The following is a 23,116-nucleotide window of genomic DNA, read 5'->3' as shown; positions in this document are numbered from 1 at the left end:
TTCCGAACCCGGAAGCTAAGCCTTACAGCGCCGATGGTACTGCAGGGGGGACCCTGTGGGAGAGTAGGACGCCGCCGAACAATCTTTGGAGGACCCCTGGTCGCCAGCGTACAGCTGGGATCAGGGGTTCTTTCGTTTGGATCAAGCAGCGCCCGGGCGCACCGGGCGGCCGGCGTGCGCGAGAAGCAACGCGAGCAGTCATCACGCGGTACAGCAGACAGGAGTCACCGATGTCCACCAACTCTCCAGACGAGCGTCCGGAACGCGACCAACGCCGCCGGGACGATGGTGACCGTGCTGACCGCAACGACCGTGGCGGCTACCGCGCGGGATCGCGCCGTGGCCACGACCGCGGCGGCAACGGCCGTCGGGACGACCGCCGAGGCGGCGACCGCGACCGTGGCTTCCGCCGGGACGGCGACCGTCCGTCCTACCGTCGTGACGACCGCGGCTCGTTCCGCCGTGATGACCGCCGTGATGACCGTCGCGACGACCGCAGGAACGACCGGCGGGGATACGGCCGCGACGACGACCGCGGCCGGTACGGCCGTCGGGACGACCGGGACCGCGGCGGGTACGGGCGCCGTGGTGACCGTTTCGAGCGGCCCGAACGGGGCGGATTCCGCCGCGACGACCGCACGGACGCGCGAAACGACCGGGCCGCCGACCGACGCGACGAGAGGCGGGAGGACCGGTCCCCGTACCGCCGTGACGGCGACCGGGCCGGCCACGGCCGCCGGGACGACCGGGACCGTGGCTTCCGCCGGGACGGCGACCGTCTCTCCCAGCACAGGGACGACACGCGCGGCGAGCGGGGCGGTTTCCGCGGCCGTGACGACCGAGGGGGCCGGGGACCCCGCCGGGACGGCCGTGGCGGACGCCCGGGCGGTTTCCGCGGCCGCGACGACCGGCGCGGCGGCGGCCGGTTCCGTGACGACCGGGACCGTGAGCCGATCAAGCGGCTGCCGATCCCGCCGGAGGTCACCGGTGAGGAGATCGACAAGGACGTCCGGCAGGAACTGCAGAGCCTGCCCAGGACGCTCGCCGAGGACGTCGCCAAGAATTTGGTGATGGTCGCCCGGCTCATCGACGAGGACCCCGAGGCGGCCTACGGCTACTCCAAGGTGGCGCTGCGGCTGGCCTCGCGGGTCGCCGCCGTGCGCGAGGCCGCCGGATTCGCGGCGTACGCCAACCAGAAGTACGGCGAGGCACTCGCCGAGTTCCGGGCGGCCCGGCGGATGACCGGCACCGTCGAGCTGTGGCCCGTCATGGCGGACTGCGAGCGCGGACTCGGCCGCCCGGAGAAGGCACTGGACATGGCCGGGGCGCCGGAGGTGCACAAGCTGGACAAGGCCGGCCAGGTCGAGATGCGGCTCGTCGCGGCCGGTGCCCGGCGTGACATGGGGCAGCTGGACGCCGCCATCGTGACGCTGCAGAGCCCCGAACTGGCCTCCCGCTCGACGCAGCCCTGGTCCGCGCGGCTGCGCTACGCCTACGCCGACGCGCTGCTGGCGGCAGGCCGGGAGCGTGAGGCGCGCGAATGGTTCGCCAAGGCCGTCGAGGCCGACCGTGACGGCAGCACCGACGCCTCGGACCGGCTCGCCGAGCTGGACGGCATCGAGTTCACCGACGCCCTCGACGAGTCCCAGACCGAGGACGAGGACCTGGCCGGGACCGAGGCCGACGGCGCCCGGCGCGACGGCGGCCCGGGCGGACGCTGACGAGCGGGTCCGGTCGCGGCCCCAGGCGCTGACGCAGACCGACAGCAGGGCGGTCACCCCGTGCGGGTGGCCGCCCTTCACACGTCCTGTCACACGTCCAGAACGCGCAGCACCAGCCCCGACGCCGGTTTCGGGCCGAACGACGTGGACTTGCGGGGCATGGTCACGCCCTGGCGGGCCAGGTCGCGCACCACGTCCTCGCGGACCGGATGCATCAGGACGGCCGTGCCCCCGTCGTGCTCCGCCTTGGCGACGGTCGCGGCGGTGTCGTGGATGTAGGCGATGCGGCTGGGATCGTCCTCCGGGATGTGCCAGACGTGCTCCAGGAGGGTCGCGTGCAGGACCGTCGCGTCCAGGGTGCGCCACGCCTCCGGGTGGTCCGCCGGCACCGTACGGGCCAGCAGCGCCGGATCCGGGCGGTCCACCAGGTGGAACGCGCCGTCCCCGGCGAGCAGATAGGCGTTGCTCTCCTCGGCCGCCTCCGCCAGCGCCTCCAGGGCGGCCGGCAACACCGCCTCAAGGCGCCGCACCCGGAACAGGCCGTCCAGCGCGGACAGCGCCTCGGCGACCGGCAGGCCGTGCAGCAGGCGGTGGATGGCGCGGACCCGCAGCGGATAGCGGGCGGTGTCCACCAGCAGCACCAGGCCGAAGTCCCAGGGGCTGGGGGAGGGGTGCTCCGCACGCAGTCTGCGGTAGGTCGCCCAGCGATGGTGGCCGTCCGCGATCAGGGCCTGATGCTGCGACAGATCCGCCTGGATCTTCGCCACGTCCCCGGGGTCGGTGATGGACCACAGACGGTGGCGGAAGCCGTCCTCGGTGGTCGTCGCCAGCAACGGAGGCTGCTCGACGGCGCGTTCGAGGATCACGGTCGTGGCGGCGGCGGAACCGTTGCCGCGGTAGGTGAGCAGCAGGGGTTCGAGGTTGGCGCAGGTGGCCCGCATCAGGTCGGCGCGGTCGGCGACGACGTGCGGCATCACGTCCTCGTGCGGCAGCACCACGCCCTCGTCCGGGTCGGACACGCGCAGCGCGCCGATCAGGCCGCGCTGCAGCAGGCCGTCGCCGTCGCTTTGCTCGTAGACGTACAGGCCCGGCTCGGGATCGGCGGCCAGGACGCCCTCGGCCAGCCAGCGGCGCAGGGTGGCGGCCGCCTGAGCGTTCCGGGCGGCGGGACCGCCCGCCTGCGGCAGGATCAGACGGACGATGTTGTGGGGGTCGGCGGATTGAAGGTGGTGCAGCCCGTCGGGCCGTACGACGACGTCGTACGGCGGGGACGTCACGGCGGCCAGGCTGCCGACCCGGTCGGGGGCGTAGCGGAGGCCTCGGAACGGGGTGAGGTCGAGGCCGCGGCGCGGTGCTGCCGACGAGTGACCTGCAGTGCTCATCCCGGCATCGTACGTGTGTCAGTGCCATGCGGCATGATCGGAGGGAAATCGGCACGAGGAGCGATGCGGAATGAGCCGGGGCGCAAGGACCAGGCCCGAGGGCAGCGAGCAGGCTCTGAGCGAGGCGTACGACACGGCCCTGCTCGACCTGGACGGTGTGGTGTACGCGGGAGGCGCGGCGATCGACCACGCCGTGGACGTGCTGGCCGCCGCCCGGGCGGGCGGTATGCGGCTGGCCTACGTCACCAACAACGCCCTGCGCCCGCCGGACGCGGTCGCCGCCCACCTGACCGAACTGGGCATACCGGCCGAGGCGTCGGACGTGGTCACCTCCGCGCAGGCGGTGGCCCGGCTGATCGCCGGCCAGGTGCCCGAGGGGGCGCGTGTCCTCGTGATCGGCGGCGAGGGGCTGCGGATCGCGCTGCGCGAGCGGGGGCTGCAGCCGGTGGAGTCGGCCGACGACGACCCGGTGGCGGTCGTCCAGGGATACGGCGGCCCCGAGCTGCCGTGGGGGCGGCTCGCCGAGGCCTGCTACGCGATCGCGCGCGGGGTGCCGTGGTTCGCGTCCAACACCGACCTGACCATTCCGAGCGCGCGGGGGATCGCGCCGGGCAACGGGGCGGCGGTGGAGGTCGTGCGGATCGCGACCGGTGCCGAACCGCAGGTGGCGGGCAAGCCGCTGCCTCCGATGCACCGCGAGACGATCCTGCGCACGGGCGCCCGGCGGCCCCTGGTGGTGGGGGACCGGCTGGACACGGACATCGAGGGGGCGTTCAACGGCGAGGTCGACTCGCTGCTCGTGCTGACCGGGGTGACCGACGCCGCCCAGCTGCTCGCCGCCCCGCCGCAGCACCGTCCGACCTATGTGGCCGCCGATCTACGCGGCCTGCTCACCGGGCAGCCGGCGATCACCCGGAACGGTGATGGTTTCCGGTGCGGCGGGTGGACGGCCACCGCGGGTGCCGCGCAGCTGGGGCTGACCGGCGACGGCGCCGCCCTGGACGGACTGCGGGCGCTGTGCGCGGCGGCATGGACGGCGGGCGGCGAGCAGCCGTGCCGGCTGAACGCGGACAAGGCCCTGGCACGACTGGGGCTGTGACGGCCTGGCACGACCGGGGCTGTGACGGAACGGGGCGGGACAGCTGCGGCTCGCGCCCGCCGCAGTGCCCGGAAGGGCGGGTGACCTGCGCCTGTGCAGGTGCTCGCCACGGCCAGCGAGGCGGGACGGTCCGGCCTCGGCGGAGGCGACGTGCCGGATGCGGCAAGGGACGTGACGGGTGATGAAGCGGGGAGGGTAGGCTAACCTAACCGCGTGTTGGTCGACAGTCCTCCCGCAGAGCGCGCGCCGCGGTCCGCCGCGCCCCCGACCCGACGTGGAGCGCGTGCCGCCGGTCTCCTCGTCTCCGCCGTGATCCTGCTGCTCGTCGCTCTGGCGAGCATCGCGGTCGGGGCGAAGGACCTGTCCATGGCCCAGGTGTGGCACGGCCTGTTCCACCACTCGGGGACCTACGGTGACGTCGTGGTCGGCGAGCGGCTGTCCCGCACGCTGCTCGGACTGCTCGCCGGGGCGGCGCTCGGACTGGCCGGAGCCGTGCTCCAGGCGCTCACCCGCAACCCCCTGGCCGACCCCGGGGTGCTCGGCATCAACGCGGGCGCGTCCGCGGCCGTGGTGACCGCCCTCACCTTCCTGAACGTGACCAGTTTCAGCGGCTATGTGTGGTTCGCCTTCCTCGGCGCCGCGGTGGTGGGCGCGCTGGTGTGGTTCCTGGGCGGCAGCCGCAGCGCCACACCGGTGCGGCTGGCCCTGGCCGGAACGGCGCTCGGTGCCGCACTCTACGGCTACGTGCAGGCCGTGATGATCAGCAACGGGGCGTCGCTGGGCAAGATGCGGTTCTGGACCGTGGGCTCCCTGGCCGCGGCCACCGGCGAGACCGTGCTGCAGGTGCTGCCGTTCTGGCTGGCCGGCACGGTGCTGGCGCTGCTGCTGGCCCGGCCGCTGAACGCGTTGGCGATGGGCGACGACACCGCCCGCGCCCTCGGCACCCACCTCACCCGCACCCGGGCGCTCGCCATGCTCGCCGCGACCGTGCTGTGCGGGGCGGCGACCGCCGCCTGCGGGCCGATCGTCTTCGTCGGCCTGATGGTCCCGCACGTCGTGCGCTCCTTCACCGGACCCGATCTGCGCTGGATCCTGCCGTATGCGACCGTGCTGTCGCCGGTGCTGCTGCTCGGTTCCGACGTCATCGGCCGGGTCGTCGCCCGGCCCGCCGAGGTGCAGGTCGGCGTCGTCACCGCGCTGATCGGCGGGCCGGTGTTCATCTATCTCGTCCGGCGCCGGAGGACGGCTCAGCTGTGAAGACCACCCGTGTCACCCGTACCCACGACGCCTGTGCGGACCCGGGCGCACCACCGGCCGGCCGGACCCGGTGGACCGCACGGTCCGTGCACATCCCCGGCGGGCTGTCCCTGCGCCTCGACGTCAGGGCGTTCACCGTCGTCGTCGCACTGCTGCTGGCCGCGCTCGCGGCGAGCGTCCTCCTCATCGGCACCGGCGACTTCCCCATCCCCGCCTCCGACGTGCTCAGGACGCTCGCCGGCCAGGGCGATCAGGGCCAGGAGTTCGTCATCCGCGAGCTGCGGCTGCCGCGGGCCCTGGTGGGGCTGCTGGTCGGCGCCTGCCTGGGGCTGGGCGGCGCACTGTTCCAGTCCGTGGCCCGCAACCCGCTGGGCAGCCCGGACGTGCTCGGCCTGTCCCAGGGCGCGACGGCCGGCGCGCTCGTCGTCATCGTCCTGTTCTCCGGCAGCGCCACCGCGGTCACCCTCGGCGCCCTCGCCGGCGGCCTGCTCACCGGGCTGGCCATCTACCTCCTGGCCTGGAAGCGGGGCGTGCACGGATACCGGCTGGTGCTGGTCGGCATCGGCGTCAACGCGGTCGTCACCGCCGTCAACGGCTACCTCATCACCAAGGCCGACTTCGTGGACGCCGCCCGTGCGGTGGTGTGGATGACCGGCTCCCTCAACGGCCGGGACTGGACGCAGGTGTGGCCGCTGCTCGCGCTGTTCGTGGTCCTGCTGCCGCTCGTCGCCGGCAACGCGCGCGGGCTGCGGATGCTGGAGATGGGCGACGACATCTCCCACGCCCTCGGGGTCCGTGCGGAGCGGGTCCGGATGCTGCTGATGGGCTCGGCCGTGCTGCTCACCGCGGCCGCGACCGCCGCCGCCGGTCCCGTCGCCTTCGTCGCGCTGACCGCGCCGCAGCTCGCCCGGCGGCTGACCCGCTCGCCCGGCCCCAACCTGGCGGCCGCGACCTGCATGGGAGCCGCCCTGCTGGTCGCCGCCGACTGGGCCTCCCAGCGTGTCCTCGGCGCCGACCAGCTGCCCGTCGGCGTGGTCACCGGCGTGCTCGGCGGGGCCTACCTGCTGTGGCTGCTGGTCACCGAGCGCCGGAAGGGACGGATATGAGCGCCCGCAGCATCCACCACACGTCCGACAGCGCAAGGAGCAGCGTGAACCGCCTGTCCGCCGACAACGTCACCCTCGCCTACGACCAGCGGATCATCGCCGAACAGCTGTCCGTGGAGATACCCGACCACTCCTTCACGGTGATCGTCGGACCCAACGCGTGCGGCAAGTCCACGCTGCTGCGGGCGCTGTCGCGGATGCTCAAGCCCAGCGAGGGCCGGGTTCTGCTGGACGGGCAGGTCATCCAGTCGCTGCCCGCGAAGCAGGTCGCCCGCACGCTCGGGCTGCTGCCGCAGTCCTCCGTCGCCCCCGACGGAATCACCGTCGGCGACCTGGTGAGCCGGGGCCGCTACCCGCACCAAGGCCTGCTGCGGCAGTGGTCGGCCGAGGACGAGCGGGTCGTCCGGGAGGCCATGGAGCAGACCGGCGTGGCGGAGCTGGCAGGACGCTATGTGGACGAACTCTCGGGCGGTCAGCGCCAGCGGGTGTGGATCGCCATGGCGCTCGCCCAGCAGACGCCGCTGCTGCTGCTCGACGAGCCGACGACGTACCTGGACATCCAGCACCAGATCGACGTCCTCGACCTGTGCGCCGAACTCCACGAGGAGCAGGGACGTACCCTGGTCGCGGTGCTGCACGACCTCAACCACGCCGCCCGCTACGCCACCCACCTCATCGCCCTGCGCGACGGCAAGGTCATCGCCCAGGGCCCACCCGGCGACATCGTCACCGCGGAGCTGGTGGAGGAGGTCTTCCACCTGCGCTGCCAGGTCATCGAGGACCCCGAGACGGGCACACCGCTGGTGGTCCCCGCGGCCCGCTCCGCCCGCACGCGTGCCGCCCGCCGGTCAGCCGTCACAGAAGCTTCCTGAGCCGGAACAGATCCATCAGGCCCGCCTCCAGCCGCACCCGGCCCGAGGCCCAGGCCGCGGCGAAGTTCAGCTCGCCGCCCACCAGGGCGACCAGATCGTCCCCGGTCATCGCGAGCCGGATCTGCGCCCGGTGCGGCGGCGGGCCCGGCACCACACCGGACACCTCGATCCGCCCGCCGGCCAGACGGCCCGTGAAGGTGACGTCGAGGTCGGTGATGTGGCAGCTCACGGAACGGTCCAGCGAGGCCGCCGCACGGACGTCCCCGTCCGCGTGCGCCAGGCTGTCCGACAGCTTCTCGAGTGCGCTGCGGCACTCCTCGATCGTGGCCATCGCCGACGACCGTACCCCAGCGTCGCGCGGTAGCGTTCGCGCATGACCGACTCTGTGACCGGGACGGAGGGGACCCGGGCCGCGACGGACGCCCCCGGGGCGTACGCCGGGCAGCCGGCACCCGGCACCGCCGCGCCCGACCCCGGGCCCGCCCCGCTGGACGTCCCCCGCACCCCCACCGGCGACCCGCACGTCGACGCCGCCCTGGAGCGGCTCGGCGACGTCGACCACCTCACCACGGACGGACATGCGGCGGTGTACGAGGATGTACACCAGGGGCTGCGTGACGCGCTCGCCGCGCTCGACGCCCGACCGGGACCTCCGGCGCCCCCGACCCCGCACGACCGCAGGAGCTGAACCGAACGTGGCACGAGTCGCACGCCGCCGTCTGGACGTGGAGCTGGTGAACCGGAAGCTGGCCCGCTCGCGGGAACACGCCAGCCAGCTGATCGCCGCGGGGCGGGTCACCGTCGGCAAGGTCGTGGCGACCAAGCCGGCCACGCAGGTGGCAACCGGCGCGGCCATCGTCGTCACGGCCGACGACAGCGATCCTGACTACGTCTCCCGCGGCGGGCACAAGCTCGCCGGCGCGCTGAAGGTGTTCGTCCCGCGGGGCCTGGTGGTCGAGGGCCGCCGGGCGCTGGACGCCGGCGCCTCCACCGGAGGTTTCACCGACGTGCTGCTGCGCGCCGGTGCCGCGCACGTCGTCGCCGTCGACGTCGGCTACGGGCAGCTCGCCTGGTCCCTCCAGCAGGACGACCGCGTCACCGTCAAGGACCGCACGAACGTTCGCGAGCTGACGCTGGAGGCGATCGACGGCGAGCCGGTGGACCTGGTCGTGGGCGACCTGTCCTTCATCCCGCTCGGCCTGGTGCTGCCCGCGCTGGTGCGGTGCGCGCGTCCGGACGCCGACCTGGTGATGATGGTCAAGCCGCAGTTCGAGGTGGGCAGGGAGCGCCTGGGCAGCGGCGGTGTGGTCCGCAGCCCCGCCCTGCGGGCCGAGGCCGTACGGGGGGTGGCGGCCCGGGCCTGGGAGCTGGGGCTCGGGGTGAAGGGCGTGACGGCCAGCCCGCTGCCCGGACCGTCCGGGAACGTCGAATACTTTTTGTGGCTGCGTGCCGGGGCGCCCGAGGTGGACCCGGCCGACGTCGACCGAGCAGTGGCGGAGGGGCCGCGTTGACCGAGACCCGAGCACGAACCGTGTTCCTGCTGGCGCACACCGGCCGGCCGGCCGCCGTGCGCAGTGCCGAGCTGGTGGTCAAGGGACTGCTGCGCAGCGGGATCGGGGTGCGGGTGCTGCGGGCGGAGGCGGTCGACCTGCCGCTGCCGGACGAGGTGCAGCTGGTCGAGGAGGCCACTCCGGAGTGCCTGGACGGGTGCGAGCTGCTGATCGTGCTCGGCGGGGACGGCACCCTGCTGCGCGGCGCCGAGTTCGCCCGCGCCTCCGGGGTGCCGATGCTGGGCGTGAACCTGGGCCGGGTCGGGTTCCTCGCCGAGGCCGAGCGCGACGACCTGGACAAGGTCGTGGACCGGGTGGTGGCCCGCTCCTACGAGGTCGAGGAACGCATGACGGTCGACGTGGTCGTGCACCGCAACGGCGACGTCGTCCACACCGACTGGGCGCTGAACGAGGCCGCCGTGCAGAAGGTGTCCGCCGAGCGGATGCTGGAGGTCGTCCTGGAGATCGACGGACGGCCGGTGACCGGGTTCGGCTGCGACGGCATCGTGTGCGCCACGCCGACCGGGTCGACCGCCTACGCCTTCTCCGCCGGAGGACCGGTGGTGTGGCCCGAGGTGGAGGCGCTGCTGATGGTGCCGATCAGCGCGCACGCGCTGTTCGCCAAGCCGCTGGTCACCTCGCCGGACTCGGTGCTGGCCGTGGAGGTGCTGCCGCACGTGCCGCCGGGGGTGCTGTGGTGCGACGGGCGGCGCACGGTGGAGCTGCCGCCCGGGGCGCGGGTGGAGGTGCGGCGCGGCGCGGTGCCGGTCCGGCTGGCCCGGCTGCACCACGCGTCCTTCACCGACCGGCTGGTGGCGAAGTTCGCCCTGCCGGTGTCGGGGTGGCGCGGGGCGCCGCACCAGTGAACGCGCGGGGCGCCGCACCGGTGAACGCGCGGGGCGCCGCACCGGTGACGCAGGGAGCGCGGCACCGGTGACCCACGGGCCGTCGCACCACTGACGCGGGGCGCACCGCGCCGGTGAGAGGGCAGTCCCGCGCCGTTTCACGGGGGGCGGGCCGCCGCGCCCCGGCGCGCGCGTCCGCGCCGCGACGCGCCGGCCGTGACGCTCAGGGCCCGGCCTGCACTCGCCCGGGTGAGGAAGGGGCCCGTGGTGTTGCCGTTGCACCGTGAACGTTCCGCGAGAGCGCCGCGGGGTCCGTCGCACGGGTGGCCGCCGACCTCGTATGGTCGTGTCCGTGTTGGAGGAGATGCGGATACGGTCGCTCGGAGTGATCGACGACGCCGTGGTCGAACTGTCGCCCGGCTTCACCGCCGTCACCGGTGAGACGGGCGCGGGCAAGACCATGGTGGTCACCAGCCTGGGACTGCTGCTCGGTGGCCGCGCGGATCCGGCGCTGGTGCGGATCGGCGCGGGCAAGGCGGTCGTGGAGGGCCGGGTCACCGTGCCCGCGGACGGCCCCGTGGCCCTGCGGGCCGAGGAGGCCGGCGCCGAGCTGGACGACGGGGCGCTGCTGATCAGCCGTACCGTGTCCGCCGAAGGGCGCTCCCGGGCCCACCTGGGCGGGCGCAGCGTCCCGGTCGGGCTGCTCGCCGAGCTGGCCGACGACCTGGTGGCCGTGCACGGGCAGAGCGACCAGCAGGGGCTGCTGAAGCCGTCGCGGCAGCGTCAGGCGCTGGACCGGTACGCCGGCGACGCGGTCGCCGTGCCGCTGGCCAAGTACAGCGAGGCCTACCGGCGGCTGCGGGCGGTGACCGCCGAGCTGGAGGAGATCACCACGCGGGCGCGGGAGCGGGCCCAGGAGGCCGGCATGCTCCGCTACGGCCTGGACGAGATCGCCGCCGTCGAACCCCGCCCCGGTGAGGACGCGCAGCTCGCCGAGGAGGCCGAGCGGCTCGGGCACGCCGAGGCCCTGTCGTCCGCCGCGACGGCCGCCCACGCCGCCCTGGCCGGCGACCCGGAGGATCCCGAGGGCATCGACGCGGCGACCCTCGTGGCGGGCGCCCAGCGGGCCCTGCAGGCCGTGCGCTCCCACGACCCGGCGCTGGCCGCGCTCAGCGACCGGCTCGGCGAGATCGGCATCCTGCTCGGGGACGTGGCCGGGGAACTGGCCGGATACGCCGGCGACCTGGACGCCGACCCGCTGCGGCTGGCGGCCGTCGAGGAACGGCGGGCGGCGCTGAACGGGCTGATGCGCAAGTACGGGGAGTTCGACCGGGGCATCGACGCCGTCCTGGAGTGGGCCGAACGCAGCGCCGCACGGCTGGCCGAACTGGACAACGACGACGACCGGATCGAGGAGCTGACCGCGGAACGCGACGCCCTCCGTGCCGAACTGGGCGAGCTGGCCCAGGCCCTGACCGACGCCCGGACCCGGGCCGCCGAGCGGTTCGCTCAGGCGGTCACCGCCGAGCTGGCCTCGCTGGCCATGCCGCACGCGCGGGTGTCGTTCGCCGTCCGGCAGACCGAGGACCCCGACGGGATCGAGGTCGGCGGCCGGCGTGTCGCCTACGGCCCGTTCGGTGCGGACGAGGTGGAGCTGCTGCTCGCCCCGCACCCGGGCGCTCCGCCGCGGCCGATCGCCAAGGGCGCCTCCGGCGGTGAGCTGTCGCGGGTGATGCTGGCCGTCGAGGTCGTCTTCGCCGGCACGGACCCGGTCCCCACCTATCTGTTCGACGAGGTCGACGCGGGCGTCGGCGGCAAGGCGGCCGTGGAGATCGGCCGCCGCCTGGCGAAGCTCGCGAAGACCGCGCAGGTCGTCGTGGTCACCCACCTGCCGCAGGTGGCCGCGTTCGCCGACCGGCAGCTGCTGGTGGAGAAGACGAACGACGGGTCGGTGACCCGGTCCGGGGTGAAGGTCCTCCAGGGCGAGGAACGCATCCGCGAGCTGTCCCGGATGCTGGCCGGCCAGGAGGACTCCGCGACGGCCCGCGCCCACGCCGAGGAACTGCTCGCCACGGCCCGGGCCGAGGTCTGACGCACCGTCACCGAACGGTTAAGCTGGCGGGATGCTGTCCCGTCTTGCCTCGTCCTTCACCGTGGCCGCTGCCTGCACCCGTGCCGGGTCCGCCGCCCTGCGCGCCACCGCTCCCGGCGGCCGGCACCGCTGGGAGCGGACCAACGTCCAGGGCCGCGGCGTCGGACTGTACGCCGGGCCCGCCACCGCCCTGGCCGCGGCGGCCGCCGCGGGACGGGTGCGGCCGGCCGCCGCGGGACGGGTGCGGCCGGCCGCCGGGTGGGCGGTGCTGGCCGCGGGAGCGTGCGGGGCCTGGGACGACGTGGCCGGAGCCGGTGATCCCCGGCGCGGATTCCGGGCGCACCTGAAGGCCCTGCGGCACGGCGAGGTCACCAGCGGGACGGTCAAACTGGTCGGGATCTCGGCGGCCGGGCTGCTCGCCGGCGCCGCGCTGAAGCGGCGGTGGCCGGACAGGATCCTCGCGGGCGTGGTGATCGCCGGGGCCGCGCACGCCGTGAACCTCCTCGACGTGCGCCCCGGACGGGCCGTCGGCGCGGTGCTCGCCCTGGCCGCCCCCGGCATGCTGCGCGGCGGCCCGGGCGCCGAGCTGTCCGCCGCCGCCACGGGAGTGGCCGCGGCCGTGCTGCCCGACGACCTCGGGCAGCGCACGATGCTCGGCGACACCGGGGCGCACGCCCTGGGCGCTGCCCTGGGCACGGCCGTCGTCCACGCCAACGGGCGGTCTGGGCTGCTCGCCCACGCCGCCGCCGTGGTGGCCGCCGCGGTGTGCGGTGAACGGCTGACTGCACGGCCCCGCGGGCACTGACACCCCACGTCCCGCGAATCCACTCATGTGGGTGACGTGGGTGCGCGGGCCGAGCGCCCCCGCCTCGTCCGTCGCCCGCGAGAAGCCCGGAACACCCGTACGTACTGGCATCCTTGAGGCGGGAACGGCCGCCGGGCAGCCGCGCACGGCCCGGCGCCGAACCCGCTACCGTCGAGTACGTCCCTCGCGATCTCCCCGTGTCCCCGTGCCCGTCCGACGCGTCCTTGCGACCGTCCGAGCCGAACTGGAGCCCCGGCCGCGTGAGCCCCCTCGTCAGCCGCGTACCGCACGGCCCGTCGCCGCTGCGCACCGTGCAGGTGCTGGGCGGAGCCGGCGCCGGCAGCCGGGGGTGCCCCCTGGACGAAGTCCTTGGGGGAGTGCACGTGCGGTCGCTGGCCGCGGGGCTGGTCGCGCGGGGCGTGCGGGTCACGGTGTGCGCCCCCGCGGAGGCCGACCGCGCCTACGGCTTCACCGACACCGGCGCCGCCCATGTCCATGTGCCCCGCAGCAGCGACCCGGTGTCCGTGGCCGCGCTGCGGACCGTGTGCGCGGACGCCGACCTGGTGCACGCGCACGGCCTGCACGCCTCCCTGCGGGCCGCCCTCGCCCTCAGCGGGCGCCGCACCCCGCTGGTCGTCACCTGGCACAACCACGTCCAGGCCCACGGACCCCGCGCCCACCTGGTACGGGTGCTGGAGCGACGGGTCGTCAAGGCCGCCACCGTCGTCCTGGGCACCACCTCCGACCTGGTGGACCGTGCCCGCAGCCGCGGGGCCCGGGACGCCCGGCTCGCCGCGGTCGCCGTGCCCCGGCCGCGCGCCGGATACGAGCACCCCGAGCGCCCGCGCGCCAAGGTCCGCGCCGAACTCGGCGTCACGGAACGGCCGTTGCTGCTCGCCGTCGGCTCCCTGGACCGGCACCGCGGCCACGAGCTGCTGCTGGACGCCGCCCACGCCTGGCGCCGCGCGGATCCCGCGCCGCTGGTCCTGATCGCGGGGGAGGGGCCGCTCAGGCCGGTGCTGCAACGGCGGATCGAGGCGGAGGACCTGCCGGTACGGCTCCTCGGCCGGCGCGACGACGTCGGCGAACTGCTCGCCGCCGCCGACCTCGCCCTGCTCCCCGGCAGCCGGGAGGCACGCTCCGTCCTCGCCCAGGAAGCCCTGCACGCGCGGGTTCCGCTGGTCGCCGTGCGCGCCGGAGGGATCCCCGAACTCGTCGGCGACGCCGCCGAACTGGTCCCGCCGCACGACGCCGAGGCGTTCGCCGCCGCCGTGGTGCGGCTGATCGGCGACCCCGCACGCCGGCAGGAGCTGCGCGAACGCGGCCTGCGCCAGGCGGCCGGCTGGCCCACCGAGGACGAGACGGTCGCTCAGGTGCTCGCCGTCTACGACGAGTTGACCTCCGCGGGGCCACTTTTCTAGGTCCCCGGCTCAGGGCCGGCGGGAGTTCCCGGCTCAGGGCCGGCGGGAGTTGTCCGGTTCACGATCCGGCGGGAGTTGTCCGGTTCACGTGCCGGCGGGCGCGCAGGGCCAGGCTCAGCGTCAGCACGGTGTCCGGGTCCTCCAGGTCGGTGCCGAGCAACTCCGTGATCCGGGCCAGGCGGTTGTACAGCGTCTGCCGGTTCAGGTGCAGCTCGCGGGCGGTCTCCGCCTTGCGGCCCGCGTGCTCCAGGTAGGAGCGCAGGGTGGGCAGCAGCGGCGGCTTGGCGCGGCGGTCGTGGTCCAGGACCGGGCCGAGCGCGCGGTCCACGAACGCCGCCAGGTCGGGGTGGTCGCGCAGCCGCCACAGCAGCAGGTCGATGTCCAGCCGCCGCGCGTCGTACCAGGGCCGCTCCGGCAGCCCCTGGGCCGCCGCCGCCGTCTCCGCCGCGTGCCTGAGCCCCGCCGAGGCCGCCGTCCAGCCGCCCGCGACGCCGACCACCACCACCGGCGGCGGGCCGCCCGGACGCCGCATCCCCGACCGCTCCGCCCCGGCCCGCAGCGCCGCCGCGACCCGGTCCGCGGCCGCCGAGCGCTCCGCCTCCGAACGCAGCCCGGCCAGCAGCAGCACACGGCCCTCCACCGGCCGCACCCCCAGCAGCGCCGGCACGCCCACCGCGGCCAGCTCCTCGGCTACCGCCCGGGTCAGCACCGCCCAGCCGCCGCCCGGCGCCAGCGCCTCGCCCAGCCGCATCACCACCGGCAGCAGCGGCCCGGAGCCCGGCTTGAACCCGAGCACCCGGGCCTGCGCGGGCGCGTCCTCGGCGGCGATCCGGCCCTCGGCGAGGTCGGTGAGGAAGTCACCGCGCCCGCGAGCGACCAGCTCCTCCTCCTGCCGGGCCTGCATCAGCACCACGGCCAGGATCCCCGCCGCCCGCTCCGCGGCCATGCGGTGCACCGGGGCCAGCGGGCCGCGCACCGGCAGCAGCACCAGCCGGGCCCGCACCGCGCCGCTGCCCGGACCGCCGCCGGGGACGTCCACCAGGACCGACCCGGCCGGCGGCGGCACGTCCCGGCGCTGGCCGCGCAGCCCCTCCCAGACCTGCAGCGGATCGGTGCCCTCCGGGCCGGATCCGGCCGCGTACAGCAGCCGGCCGCCCGCCGTCTCCAGGAACACCGGGTTCGCCGCGAAGCCGGCCAGGATGTCCAGCACCTGCGGCACCCCGCCACCGCCCAGCAGCGCCTCGGTGCAGCGCCGGTGCACCTCCTCGGCGCGCTGCAGCAGCGCGTAGTGGCCGTTGACGATCTCGGTGTGGATCTCCTCGGTGACCGTCACGAACGGCACCTCGCGATGCAGCTGCACCAGCGGCAGACCCGCGCCGCGCGCGGTGTCCACCAGCGCGGCCGGCAACCGGGAGAAACGCGGGCCCAGCTCCACCACCAGCGCCGCGATGCCGCGCTCGGCCAGGGTGCGCACGAACGCCCGCTGGTCGGCGGGACGGGTGCCCAGGCCGAACCCGGTGGTCAGCAGCAGCTCGCCGCCCTTGAGCAGGGAGGCGATGTTGGGCACCTCGCCGGCGTGCACCCAGCGGACGGTGCGGTCGAGCCGGTCGGCGCCGGCGAGGACCTCCGGCAGGCCGCTGCTCAGCCCGGGCAGCTCCAGGGCGCGGCGGACGGTGATGCCGTCGGCCCCGGTGTCGGAAGTGCGGTCCATGGCACCGGACGCTACCCGGGTCGGACGGCCGGGAACAGCGCCGGCCGACGGCACCGCCCCCGGCTGGGCGTCAGCCTCCGTAGGCGCCGCTCGCGGTCAGCCGCAGAGCCGTGTCGATCAGCGGAACATGGCTGAAAGCCTGCGGGAAGTTGCCCACCTGACGCTGCAGCCTCGGGTCCCACTCCTCCGCCAGCAGGCCCAGGTCGTTGCGGAGCGACAGCAGCTTCTCGAACAGCGCGCGCGCCTCGTCCACCCGGCCGATCATCGCCAGGTCGTCGGCCAGCCAGAACGAGCAGGCCAGGAACGCGCCTTCGTCACCGGGGAGGCCGTCGACGCCCGCGCGGTCGCCGTCGGTCGGGTAGCGCAGGAGGAAGCCGTCCGGCGTGGACAGCTCCCGCTGGATCGCCTCGACCGTGCCGATCACCCGCTTGTCGTCCGGCGGCAGGAAGCCCACCTGCGGAATGATCAGCAGCGAGGCGTCCAGCTCCTTGGAGCCGTAGGACTGGGTGAAGGTGTTGCGCTCCTTGTCGTAGCCCTTCTCGCACACGTCGCGGTGGATGTCGTCGCGCAGTTCCTTCCACCGCTCCAGCGGACCGTCGGCGTCACCGGACTCGATGAGCTTGATGGTGCGGTCCACCGCCACCCACGCCATGACCTTGGAGTGTACGAAGTGACGGCGCGGGCCGCGTACCTCCCAGATCCCCTCGTCCGGCTCCTGCCAGTGCTCCTCGAGGTACTCGATGAGCTTCAGCTGCAGCAGGGAGGCGTAGTCGTTGCGGGCCAGGCCGGTCATGTGGCCCAGGTGCAGGGCCTCGGTGACCTCGCCGTAGACGTCCAGTTGCAGCTGGTGCGCTGCGCCGTTGCCGACCCGGACCGGGGCGGAGTTCTCGTAGCCGGGCAGCCACTCCAGCTCCGCCTCGCCCAGCTCGCGCTCCCCGGCGATGCCGTACATGATCTGCAGGTTCTCCGGGTCGCCGGCGACCGCCCGCAGCAGCCACTCGCGCCAGGCGCGCGCCTCCTCGCGGTAGCCGGTGCGCAGCAGCGACGACAGGGTGATCGCCGCGTCCCGCAGCCAGGTGTAGCGGTAGTCCCAGTTGCGCACGCCGCCGATGGCCTCGGGCAGGGAGGTGGTCGGGGCCGCGACGATGCCGCCGGTGGGGGCGTAGGTCAGGGCCTTGAGGGTGATCAGGGAGCGGATCACCGCCTCCCGGTAGGGGCCGTGGTACGTGCAGTGCCCCACCCACTCGCGCCAGAAGTCCTCGGTCGCCTCCAGCGACTGCTCCGGCTCCGGCAGCGGCGGCGCGTCCTTGTGGGAGGGTTGCCAGGAGATGGTGAAGCCGATCCGGTCGCCGGGGGCGACGGTGAAGTCCGCGTACGTGGTCAGCGACTCGCCGTAGGTGTCCACCGATGTGTCGAACCACACGGAGTCCGGGCCCGCGACCGCGACCGTGCGCTCCCCGCGCCGGTGCACCCAGGGCACCACCCGGCCGTAGGAGAAGCGCATGCGCAGTTCCGAGCGCATCGGCACCCGGCCGGTGACCCCCTCGACGATCCGGATCAGCTGCGGGGCGCCGTCGCGCGGGGGCATGAAGTCGATCACGCGGACGGTGCCGCGCGGGGTGTCCCACTCCGACTCGAGGATCAGCGAGTCGCCGCGGTAGCTGCGCCGGGTCGCGGGCGCCGGCCGCGTCCCCTCGGCGAAGGCGGGCCCGAGCCGCCAGAAACCGTGCTCCTCGGTGCCCAGCAGACCGGCGAAGATGGCATGCGAGTCGAAGCGGGGCAGGCACAGCCAGTCGACTGTCCCGTCCCTGCAGACCAGGGCAGCGGTCTGCATGTCTCCGATGAGTGCGTAGTCCTCGATGCGCCCGGCCACGTGCTACTCCAGTCGAACGGCCACGTCACCCCGCAGGGGGGCGGTCGCTAGTGCGGTCAGGGGGGTGTTGTATTGGTCGTTGAGCGGTGGGGCAAACCGTCGGCCGGCCGTGGGGCAGAACGACGATCTCCGCACAACGGACTGACGAGCTCTCGTTGTTCCGGTGCGTACGGGCGGGGTATGCCGTCTTGCCGGCCGGGCTCGGCAGCGAATGTCCGAGCAGGATACGACGCATGTGCGGGGGCCGCGTGCCGCTCGGGCCAACCCGCATGCGCCGTGAGGGTGAGCTGCGGGTGAGCCCACTGTAAGGGCAACGGGACCGTGTGCGCGCGTGCGCGCAGCGTGCTCGGACATCGGGCCTCCGTGGCGCTGATACGCTGGTAGCCCGTGGACCGGTGGGCTCGAAACCCCCGAACCGCAGCGACGGCACCCCCAGCCGGACAACCCGGGCCGGCCCCGGGCCGGACAGCCGTACCGCACGACAGACCGCGACCACGGGAGCCCCCTCTTGGCCATGCCGCCCACTGTTTTCCGAAACAGCTCCGCCACGACGACCAAGCACATCTTCGTCACCGGGGGTGTCGCCTCCTCGCTGGGCAAGGGCCTCACCGCCTCCAGCCTCGGCATGCTGCTCAAGGCCCGGGGCCTGCGCGTGGTGATGCAGAAGCTCGACCCGTACCTGAACGTGGACCCGGGCACGATGAACCCCTTCCAGCACGGCGAGGTGTTCGTCACCAACGACGGTGCCGAGACCGACCTGGACATCGGCCACTACGAGCGGTTCCTCGACCGCGACCTGGACGGCTCGGCCAACGTCACCACCGGCCAGGTGTACTCCTCCGTGATCGCCAAGGAGCGGCGCGGCGAGTACCTCGGGGACACCGTGCAGGTCATCCCGCACATCACCAACGAGATCAAGCACCGCATCCGCCGGATGGCCACCGACGACGTCGACGTGGTCATCACGGAGGTCGGCGGCACGGTCGGCGACATCGAGTCGCTGCCGTTCCTGGAGACCGTGCGCCAGGTCCGCCACGAGGTGGGCCGGGACAACGTGTTCGTGGTGCACATCTCCCTTCTGCCCTATATCGGCCCGTCCGGTGAGCTGAAGACCAAGCCGACCCAGCACTCGGTGGCCGCACTGCGCAACATCGGCATCCAGCCGGACGCCATCGTCCTGCGCTGCGACCGCGAGGTGCCCACCGCGATCAAGCGCAAGATCTCCCTGATGTGCGACGTCGACGAGGCCGCCGTGGTGGCCTGCCCCGACGCCCGCTCGATCTACGACATCCCCAAGGTCGTGCACGCCGAGGGCCTGGACGCCTACGTGGTGCGCAAGCTCGACCTGCCCTTCAGGGACGTGGACTGGACGACCTGGGACGACCTGCTCGACCGCGTGCACAACCCGGAGCACGAGGTCACCCTCGCGCTGGTCGGCAAGTACATCGACCTGCCCGACGCCTACCTGTCGGTCACCGAGGCGCTGCGCGCCGGCGGCTTCGCCAACCGGGCCCGCGTGAGGATCAAGTGGGTCACCTCCGACGACTGCAAGACCCCGGCGGGTGCCGAGGCGCAGCTGAAGGACGTGGACGGCATCTGCGTCCCTGGCGGCTTCGGCGACCGCGGTGTGCTCGGCAAGGTCGGCGCGATCCGCTACGCCCGCGAGAACAGGATCCCGCTGCTGGGTCTCTGCCTCGGCCTGCAGTGCGTCGTGATCGAGGCCGCGCGCAACCTCGCCGGCATCCCGGACGCCAACTCCACCGAGTTCGACCCGGCCACCGCCCACCCGGTGATCTCCACCATGGCCGAGCAGCTCGACATCGTCGCCGGCGAGGGGGACATGGGCGGCACGATGCGCCTGGGCATGTACCCGGCCAAGCTGGCCGAGGGCTCGATCGTGCGCGAGGTCTACGAGGGCAAGGAGTACGTCGAGGAACGCCATCGCCACCGTTACGAGGTGAACAACGCCTACCGGGCGGAGCTGGAGAAGAAGGCCGGCATCGTCTTCTCGGGCACCTCCCCGGACGGCAAGCTCGTCGAGTACGTCGAGTACCCGCGCGACGTACACCCCTACCTGGTCGCCACGCAGGCCCACCCCGAGCTGCGTTCCCGGCCGACCCGCCCGCACCCGCTGTTCGCCGGTCTGGTGAAGGCCGCGGTCGAGCGGAAGACCGGACAGAGCGCCTGACGCTCCGGTTGTACGGTGTCGGGGGCGCCCGCCGCACAGGCGGGCGCCCCCGGTTCCGTACCCGGCTGTGCACACGTGTGGAAGGACAGGGCATGACGATCCAGGACACCCCCGAGGAGTGGGAGATCCGGGCGACGCGGACCCCGTTCACCGGGGCGAAGACCTCGGTGCGCACCGACGAGGTGGTCATGCCCGACGGCTCCGTCTCCGCCCGCGACTACCAGGTGCACCCCGGCTCCGTGGCCGTCCTCGCCCTGGACGACGAGGACCGGGTCCTGGTCGTCCGGCAGTACCGCCACCCGGTGCGGCAGCGGCTGTGGGAGATCCCGGCCGGCCTGCTCGACGTGCCCGGCGAGAACCCGCTGCACGCCGCGCAGCGCGAGCTGTACGAGGAGGCGCACGTCAAGGCCGAGGACTGGCGGGTGCTCACCGACGTGTACACCACCCCCGGCGGCTGCGACGAGGCCGTCCGCATCTTCCTCGCCCGCGGCCTGTCCGAGGCGGACGGCGAGCGGTTCGCCGCCGAGCACGAGGAGATCGACATGGAGGTCGCCCGCGTCCCGCTGGACGAGCTGGTGCGCGGCGTGCTCGCGGGTGAGCTGCACAACAACTGCCTGGTGGTGGGCGTGCTGTCGCTGGTCGCCGCTCGCGCGGGCGACGGCCTGGACGCCCTGCGCCCGGCCCTGGCGCCGTGGCCGGCGCGGCCCTTCGCGTCCTGACCCCGGCTTCTGCGCGACGCCGGTGCCCCCGCCCGGGAGCACCGGCGTCGCGCCTGCCCGGGCACGGGGCCCGGTCGGCGGCCACCCTGCGGTGTGACCATCGCCTGATGCGATCGGGCGATGTGTCCGTTCGGCCCCCTCGCTGGTACGGGAGCGTCGCACAGCGTGAACTAGGCTTCGTCCGAGGGAGCCGAGGGGCAGGTGCGGCAACCGGAGCAGGGGTTTTCGGCGGCTCGCGCGTGCGGTGCGACGGGAGTGTGGCCCGTGACGGATCAGGCGGTGGACGCGCGGGGCGCGAGCGTGCCGGGTGCCGGCCGGCCGAGCCCGGCCGCGGCGCGCGTCTTCCTCGGCCGCACCCACGAGCTGAAGGGCCTGCGCGCCGACATCGAGCGCGCCGGACTGGACACCCTCTCCGGACGCAAGGCCCCCCGCGCCCGGGTCCTGCTCATCGCCGGCCGCCCCGGCTCCGGCCGCACCGCGCTCGCCGAGAAACTGGTCCGGCAGATCGCCCACCGCTACCCCGACGGGGTGCTGCGCGCCCGCCTGACCGACCCCGACGGCACCCCCGTGCCGGTCGAGCGGGCCGCGGGCGACCTGCTCGCCGCACTCGGCGTCCCCGCACCGCCCGGTGCCGAGGAGGACGAGCTGGCCCAGACCCTGCGCGGCGCGCTCGCCGGGCGGCGCACCGTGCTGCTGCTGGACGACGCGGCGGACGCCGCCCAGGTCGACGCGCTGCTGCCGGACAACGCAGACTGCCTGCTCGTCGCGGTCTCCCGGGGACCGCTCACCGGCATCAGCGACGTCCGCCCCTGCACCCTGGGGGGACTGGACACCAAGTCGGGCCTGGAGCTGCTGGGCGGACGCATCGACCCGGTGCGCATCACCGTCGACCCGCGCGCCGCCGAACAGCTGGTCGAGGCGTGCCAGGGGCAGCCCGCCGCGCTGGTGCTGGCCGGCGGCTGGCTCGCCGCCCACCCCAAAGCGGCGGTCTCCGACCTGGCCAAGCAGCTGCACGCCGACCCCGACCGGCCGGGCCCGCTGCAGCGGCTGCTGCACCTGATGCACGACGGCCTGCCGGGCCCCGTCGCCCGGATGCTGCGTCTGCTGTGCCTCGCCCCCGTCGGCGACGTCGACCCGCACCTCGCCTCAGCGCTGGCCGGGTGCTCGGTCCAGGACGCGCGCGCCCAGCTGGACGACCTCACCGCGCTCGGCCTGCTGCGGGCCGTCGACTCGCCGTTGCCCTGCTACGAGGTGCCCGGCTGCCTGCACCCGCTGCTGAAGGACCTCGCGGAACGCCTGGACCGCCCGGCCGAGCTGCAGCTTGCCCGTGCCCGCATGCTGGAGCGGACGGTCCGGCTGCTGCAGTCCTGCCGCGCGATCACCGAGACCGGCACCCCCGAGGCCCGCGAGCGGCTCCGCAGCGTGCCGCCCGCGCTGCGCTTCCCCTCCCCGCGAGCCGCCGAGGAGTGGCTGCGGGCCCGCCGCGGCGCCCTGCTCGCCGCGGCCCGCCTCGCGGTCGCCGACGGAGAGCTGGACACCCTGGCCCGCCGGCTGATGTCCCAGCTGGTGCGGGCCATGGTCGCCCATCTGGGCACCCAGGCGGCCGCCTGCGACCTGTACGGCATCCACCGCCTGGTCCTGGACGTGGCCGAGCGGCAGCGCCTGCCCCGGGAGCAGGCCGCCGCCCTGCTGAACCTCGGCGACCTCGACGCCCGTACCGGCCGGACCCACCAGGCCCTGTCCCGCTACCGGGCCGCGCTGGACGCCGCACGGGCCGCGGGCGACCCCGGTGCGGCCGGCCGGGCCATGGAGTCCGTCGGCGGGGCGCACCAGGAGCTGGGGGACTTCGACCGGGCGGCCGACTGGTTCGGCCGGGCCCTGGCCGAACGCCTGGCCCGCGGCGAACAGCTGGACGCCGCCCGGCTCTACGGCCGGATCGCCGCCGCCCACACCTACGCGGGCCGCTACGGCGAGGCGCTGCGCACCTGGCGCTCCGCCGTCGCCGCCCACCGCCGCGGCGGCGACGTGGCCGGCCACGCGCGGGCGCTGAGCGAACTGGCACGGGTCCAGGAGTACGCGGGCCGGTTCGAGGAGTGCCTGCGCACCTGCCAGGAGGCCGTGGAACTGGCCCGCCGGGCCGGGGACGTCCGGCTGCAGGCCGCCCTGCACCTCAGGCTCGCCGACACCCTCCAGCGGCTCGGCGACCCGGTCGCCGCGTCCCTGCACCGCGGCGCGGCCGAGCGGATGCTCGCCGGTCCCGCGGGGCCCTCCGCAGGCCCCGAGGAGGACGCAACGGTGGCCTCCGCGCCCGACATCTCACGGGAACACGACGGCGACACCTGCGAAACCCGCAGTGCATCCGTCGAAGATTGATGCAATGGAAGGCTAGACAGCGCGAACGCCTTCATTAAACTGGCTGTGCCGCTCGTTCTCCTGCGGTGTCTCCCGGTATGCCCTCGCATGCCGGGGTACGTC

General features: G+C 74.4%; 18 protein-coding genes and 1 rRNA gene. 15 read left to right on the top strand and 4 right to left on the bottom strand.

Annotation, left to right across the window (positions count from 1 at the left end):
- Nucleotides 1-80, top strand: a 5S ribosomal RNA gene (gene rrf, locus IE286_RS15785); the annotation flags it as partial.
- 882 nt (nt 81-962) lie between these two features.
- Nucleotides 963-1,721: a tetratricopeptide repeat protein gene (locus IE286_RS26940; RefSeq protein WP_194686743.1), complete on the top strand. Its 759-nt coding sequence runs from the start codon at nt 963-965 to the stop codon at nt 1,719-1,721.
- Nucleotides 1,722-1,810: 89 nt separating this feature from the next.
- Here IE286_RS26940 and IE286_RS15775 read toward each other — a convergent pair whose 3' ends face one another.
- Entirely contained in the window at nt 1,811-3,103 is a 1,293-nt protein-coding gene (locus tag IE286_RS15775; protein ID WP_189797358.1) for a DUF1015 domain-containing protein, read from the bottom strand.
- 70 nt (nt 3,104-3,173) lie between these two features.
- On the opposite strand from IE286_RS15775, the gene IE286_RS15770 reads away from it, so the two are divergent.
- The 4 genes from IE286_RS15770 to IE286_RS15755 all read left to right on the top strand — a co-directional run bounded on the left by IE286_RS15770 (nt 3,174) and on the right by IE286_RS15755 (nt 7,437).
- Nucleotides 3,174-4,202 carry an HAD hydrolase-like protein gene (locus tag IE286_RS15770; RefSeq protein WP_189797357.1) on the top strand — a complete coding sequence of 343 codons (1,029 nt, stop codon included), beginning with the start codon at nt 3,174-3,176 and terminating at the stop codon, nt 4,200-4,202.
- A gap of 213 nt (nt 4,203-4,415) precedes the next feature.
- Nucleotides 4,416-5,459, top strand: coding sequence for a FecCD family ABC transporter permease (locus IE286_RS15765; protein ID WP_189797356.1), 1,044 nt, complete (start codon nt 4,416-4,418; stop codon nt 5,457-5,459).
- An 86-nt stretch (nt 5,460-5,545) separates the two neighbouring features.
- Nucleotides 5,546-6,565 (top strand): FecCD family ABC transporter permease, encoded by a 1,020-nt coding sequence (locus IE286_RS15760; protein WP_229862866.1) that lies wholly within the window; start codon nt 5,546-5,548, stop codon nt 6,563-6,565.
- Entirely contained in the window at nt 6,562-7,437 is an 876-nt protein-coding gene (locus IE286_RS15755) for an ABC transporter ATP-binding protein (RefSeq protein WP_189797354.1), read from the top strand. Before IE286_RS15760 ends, IE286_RS15755 begins: the two co-directional genes overlap by 4 nt.
- Here the strand turns inward: IE286_RS15755 and IE286_RS15750 are convergent.
- Nucleotides 7,421-7,768 carry an SCP2 sterol-binding domain-containing protein gene (locus IE286_RS15750; RefSeq protein WP_189797353.1) on the bottom strand — a complete coding sequence of 116 codons (348 nt, stop codon included), beginning with the start codon at nt 7,766-7,768 and terminating at the stop codon, nt 7,421-7,423. The two genes, IE286_RS15755 and IE286_RS15750, sit on opposite strands and share 17 nt — an antisense overlap.
- Before the next feature lie 42 nt (nt 7,769-7,810).
- Between IE286_RS15750 and IE286_RS15745 the strand changes: the two genes are divergently transcribed.
- The 6 genes from IE286_RS15745 to IE286_RS15720 all read left to right on the top strand — a co-directional run bounded on the left by IE286_RS15745 (nt 7,811) and on the right by IE286_RS15720 (nt 14,150).
- On the top strand, nt 7,811-8,125 hold the full coding sequence (locus IE286_RS15745; RefSeq protein ID WP_189797352.1) for a hypothetical protein: 315 nt from the start codon (nt 7,811-7,813) through the stop codon (nt 8,123-8,125).
- Nucleotides 8,126-8,132: 7 nt separating this feature from the next.
- Nucleotides 8,133-8,948, top strand: coding sequence for a TlyA family RNA methyltransferase (locus tag IE286_RS15740; RefSeq protein ID WP_189797351.1), 816 nt, complete (start codon nt 8,133-8,135; stop codon nt 8,946-8,948).
- Nucleotides 8,945-9,853 (top strand): NAD kinase, encoded by a 909-nt coding sequence (locus IE286_RS15735; RefSeq protein ID WP_189797350.1) that lies wholly within the window; start codon nt 8,945-8,947, stop codon nt 9,851-9,853. The genes IE286_RS15740 and IE286_RS15735 overlap by 4 nt, the downstream gene beginning before the upstream one ends.
- Before the next feature lie 319 nt (nt 9,854-10,172).
- Complete coding sequence (gene recN, locus IE286_RS15730; RefSeq protein WP_189797349.1) at nt 10,173-11,924, top strand: DNA repair protein RecN; 1,752 nt, start codon at nt 10,173-10,175, stop codon at nt 11,922-11,924.
- Between the two features lie 31 nt (nt 11,925-11,955).
- Nucleotides 11,956-12,729, top strand: coding sequence for a hypothetical protein (locus tag IE286_RS15725; protein ID WP_189797348.1), 774 nt, complete (start codon nt 11,956-11,958; stop codon nt 12,727-12,729).
- A gap of 260 nt (nt 12,730-12,989) precedes the next feature.
- Nucleotides 12,990-14,150 (top strand): glycosyltransferase family 4 protein, encoded by a 1,161-nt coding sequence (locus tag IE286_RS15720; RefSeq protein WP_189797347.1) that lies wholly within the window; start codon nt 12,990-12,992, stop codon nt 14,148-14,150.
- Between the two features lie 58 nt (nt 14,151-14,208).
- Here IE286_RS15720 and IE286_RS15715 read toward each other — a convergent pair whose 3' ends face one another.
- Together IE286_RS15715 and IE286_RS15710 are read right to left on the bottom strand one after the other, a co-directional pair.
- Nucleotides 14,209-15,861 carry a PucR family transcriptional regulator gene (locus IE286_RS15715; RefSeq protein ID WP_189797346.1) on the bottom strand — a complete coding sequence of 551 codons (1,653 nt, stop codon included), beginning with the start codon at nt 15,859-15,861 and terminating at the stop codon, nt 14,209-14,211.
- A 70-nt stretch (nt 15,862-15,931) separates the two neighbouring features.
- Nucleotides 15,932-17,734 (bottom strand): glycoside hydrolase family 15 protein, encoded by a 1,803-nt coding sequence (locus IE286_RS15710; protein ID WP_189797345.1) that lies wholly within the window; start codon nt 17,732-17,734, stop codon nt 15,932-15,934.
- 514 nt (nt 17,735-18,248) lie between these two features.
- On the opposite strand from IE286_RS15710, the gene pyrG reads away from it, so the two are divergent.
- The 3 genes from pyrG to IE286_RS15695 all read left to right on the top strand — a co-directional run bounded on the left by pyrG (nt 18,249) and on the right by IE286_RS15695 (nt 23,014).
- Nucleotides 18,249-19,922: a CTP synthase gene (gene pyrG, locus IE286_RS15705; RefSeq protein ID WP_189797344.1), complete on the top strand. Its 1,674-nt coding sequence runs from the start codon at nt 18,249-18,251 to the stop codon at nt 19,920-19,922.
- Nucleotides 19,923-20,014: 92 nt separating this feature from the next.
- Entirely contained in the window at nt 20,015-20,641 is a 627-nt protein-coding gene (locus IE286_RS15700) for an NUDIX domain-containing protein (RefSeq protein ID WP_189797343.1), read from the top strand.
- 264 nt (nt 20,642-20,905) lie between these two features.
- Complete coding sequence (locus tag IE286_RS15695) at nt 20,906-23,014, top strand: tetratricopeptide repeat protein (protein WP_189797342.1); 2,109 nt, start codon at nt 20,906-20,908, stop codon at nt 23,012-23,014.
- The last annotated feature ends 102 nt before the right edge of the window (nt 23,015-23,116 follow it).

The organism is Streptomyces thermodiastaticus, assembly GCF_014656135.1.
In the GTDB taxonomy this organism is placed as follows: Bacteria; Actinomycetota; Actinomycetes; order Streptomycetales; family Streptomycetaceae; genus Streptomyces; species Streptomyces thermodiastaticus.
The sequence above is the reverse complement of the archived record's forward strand: the minus strand, read 5'-3'. Positions and strand labels throughout refer to the sequence as shown.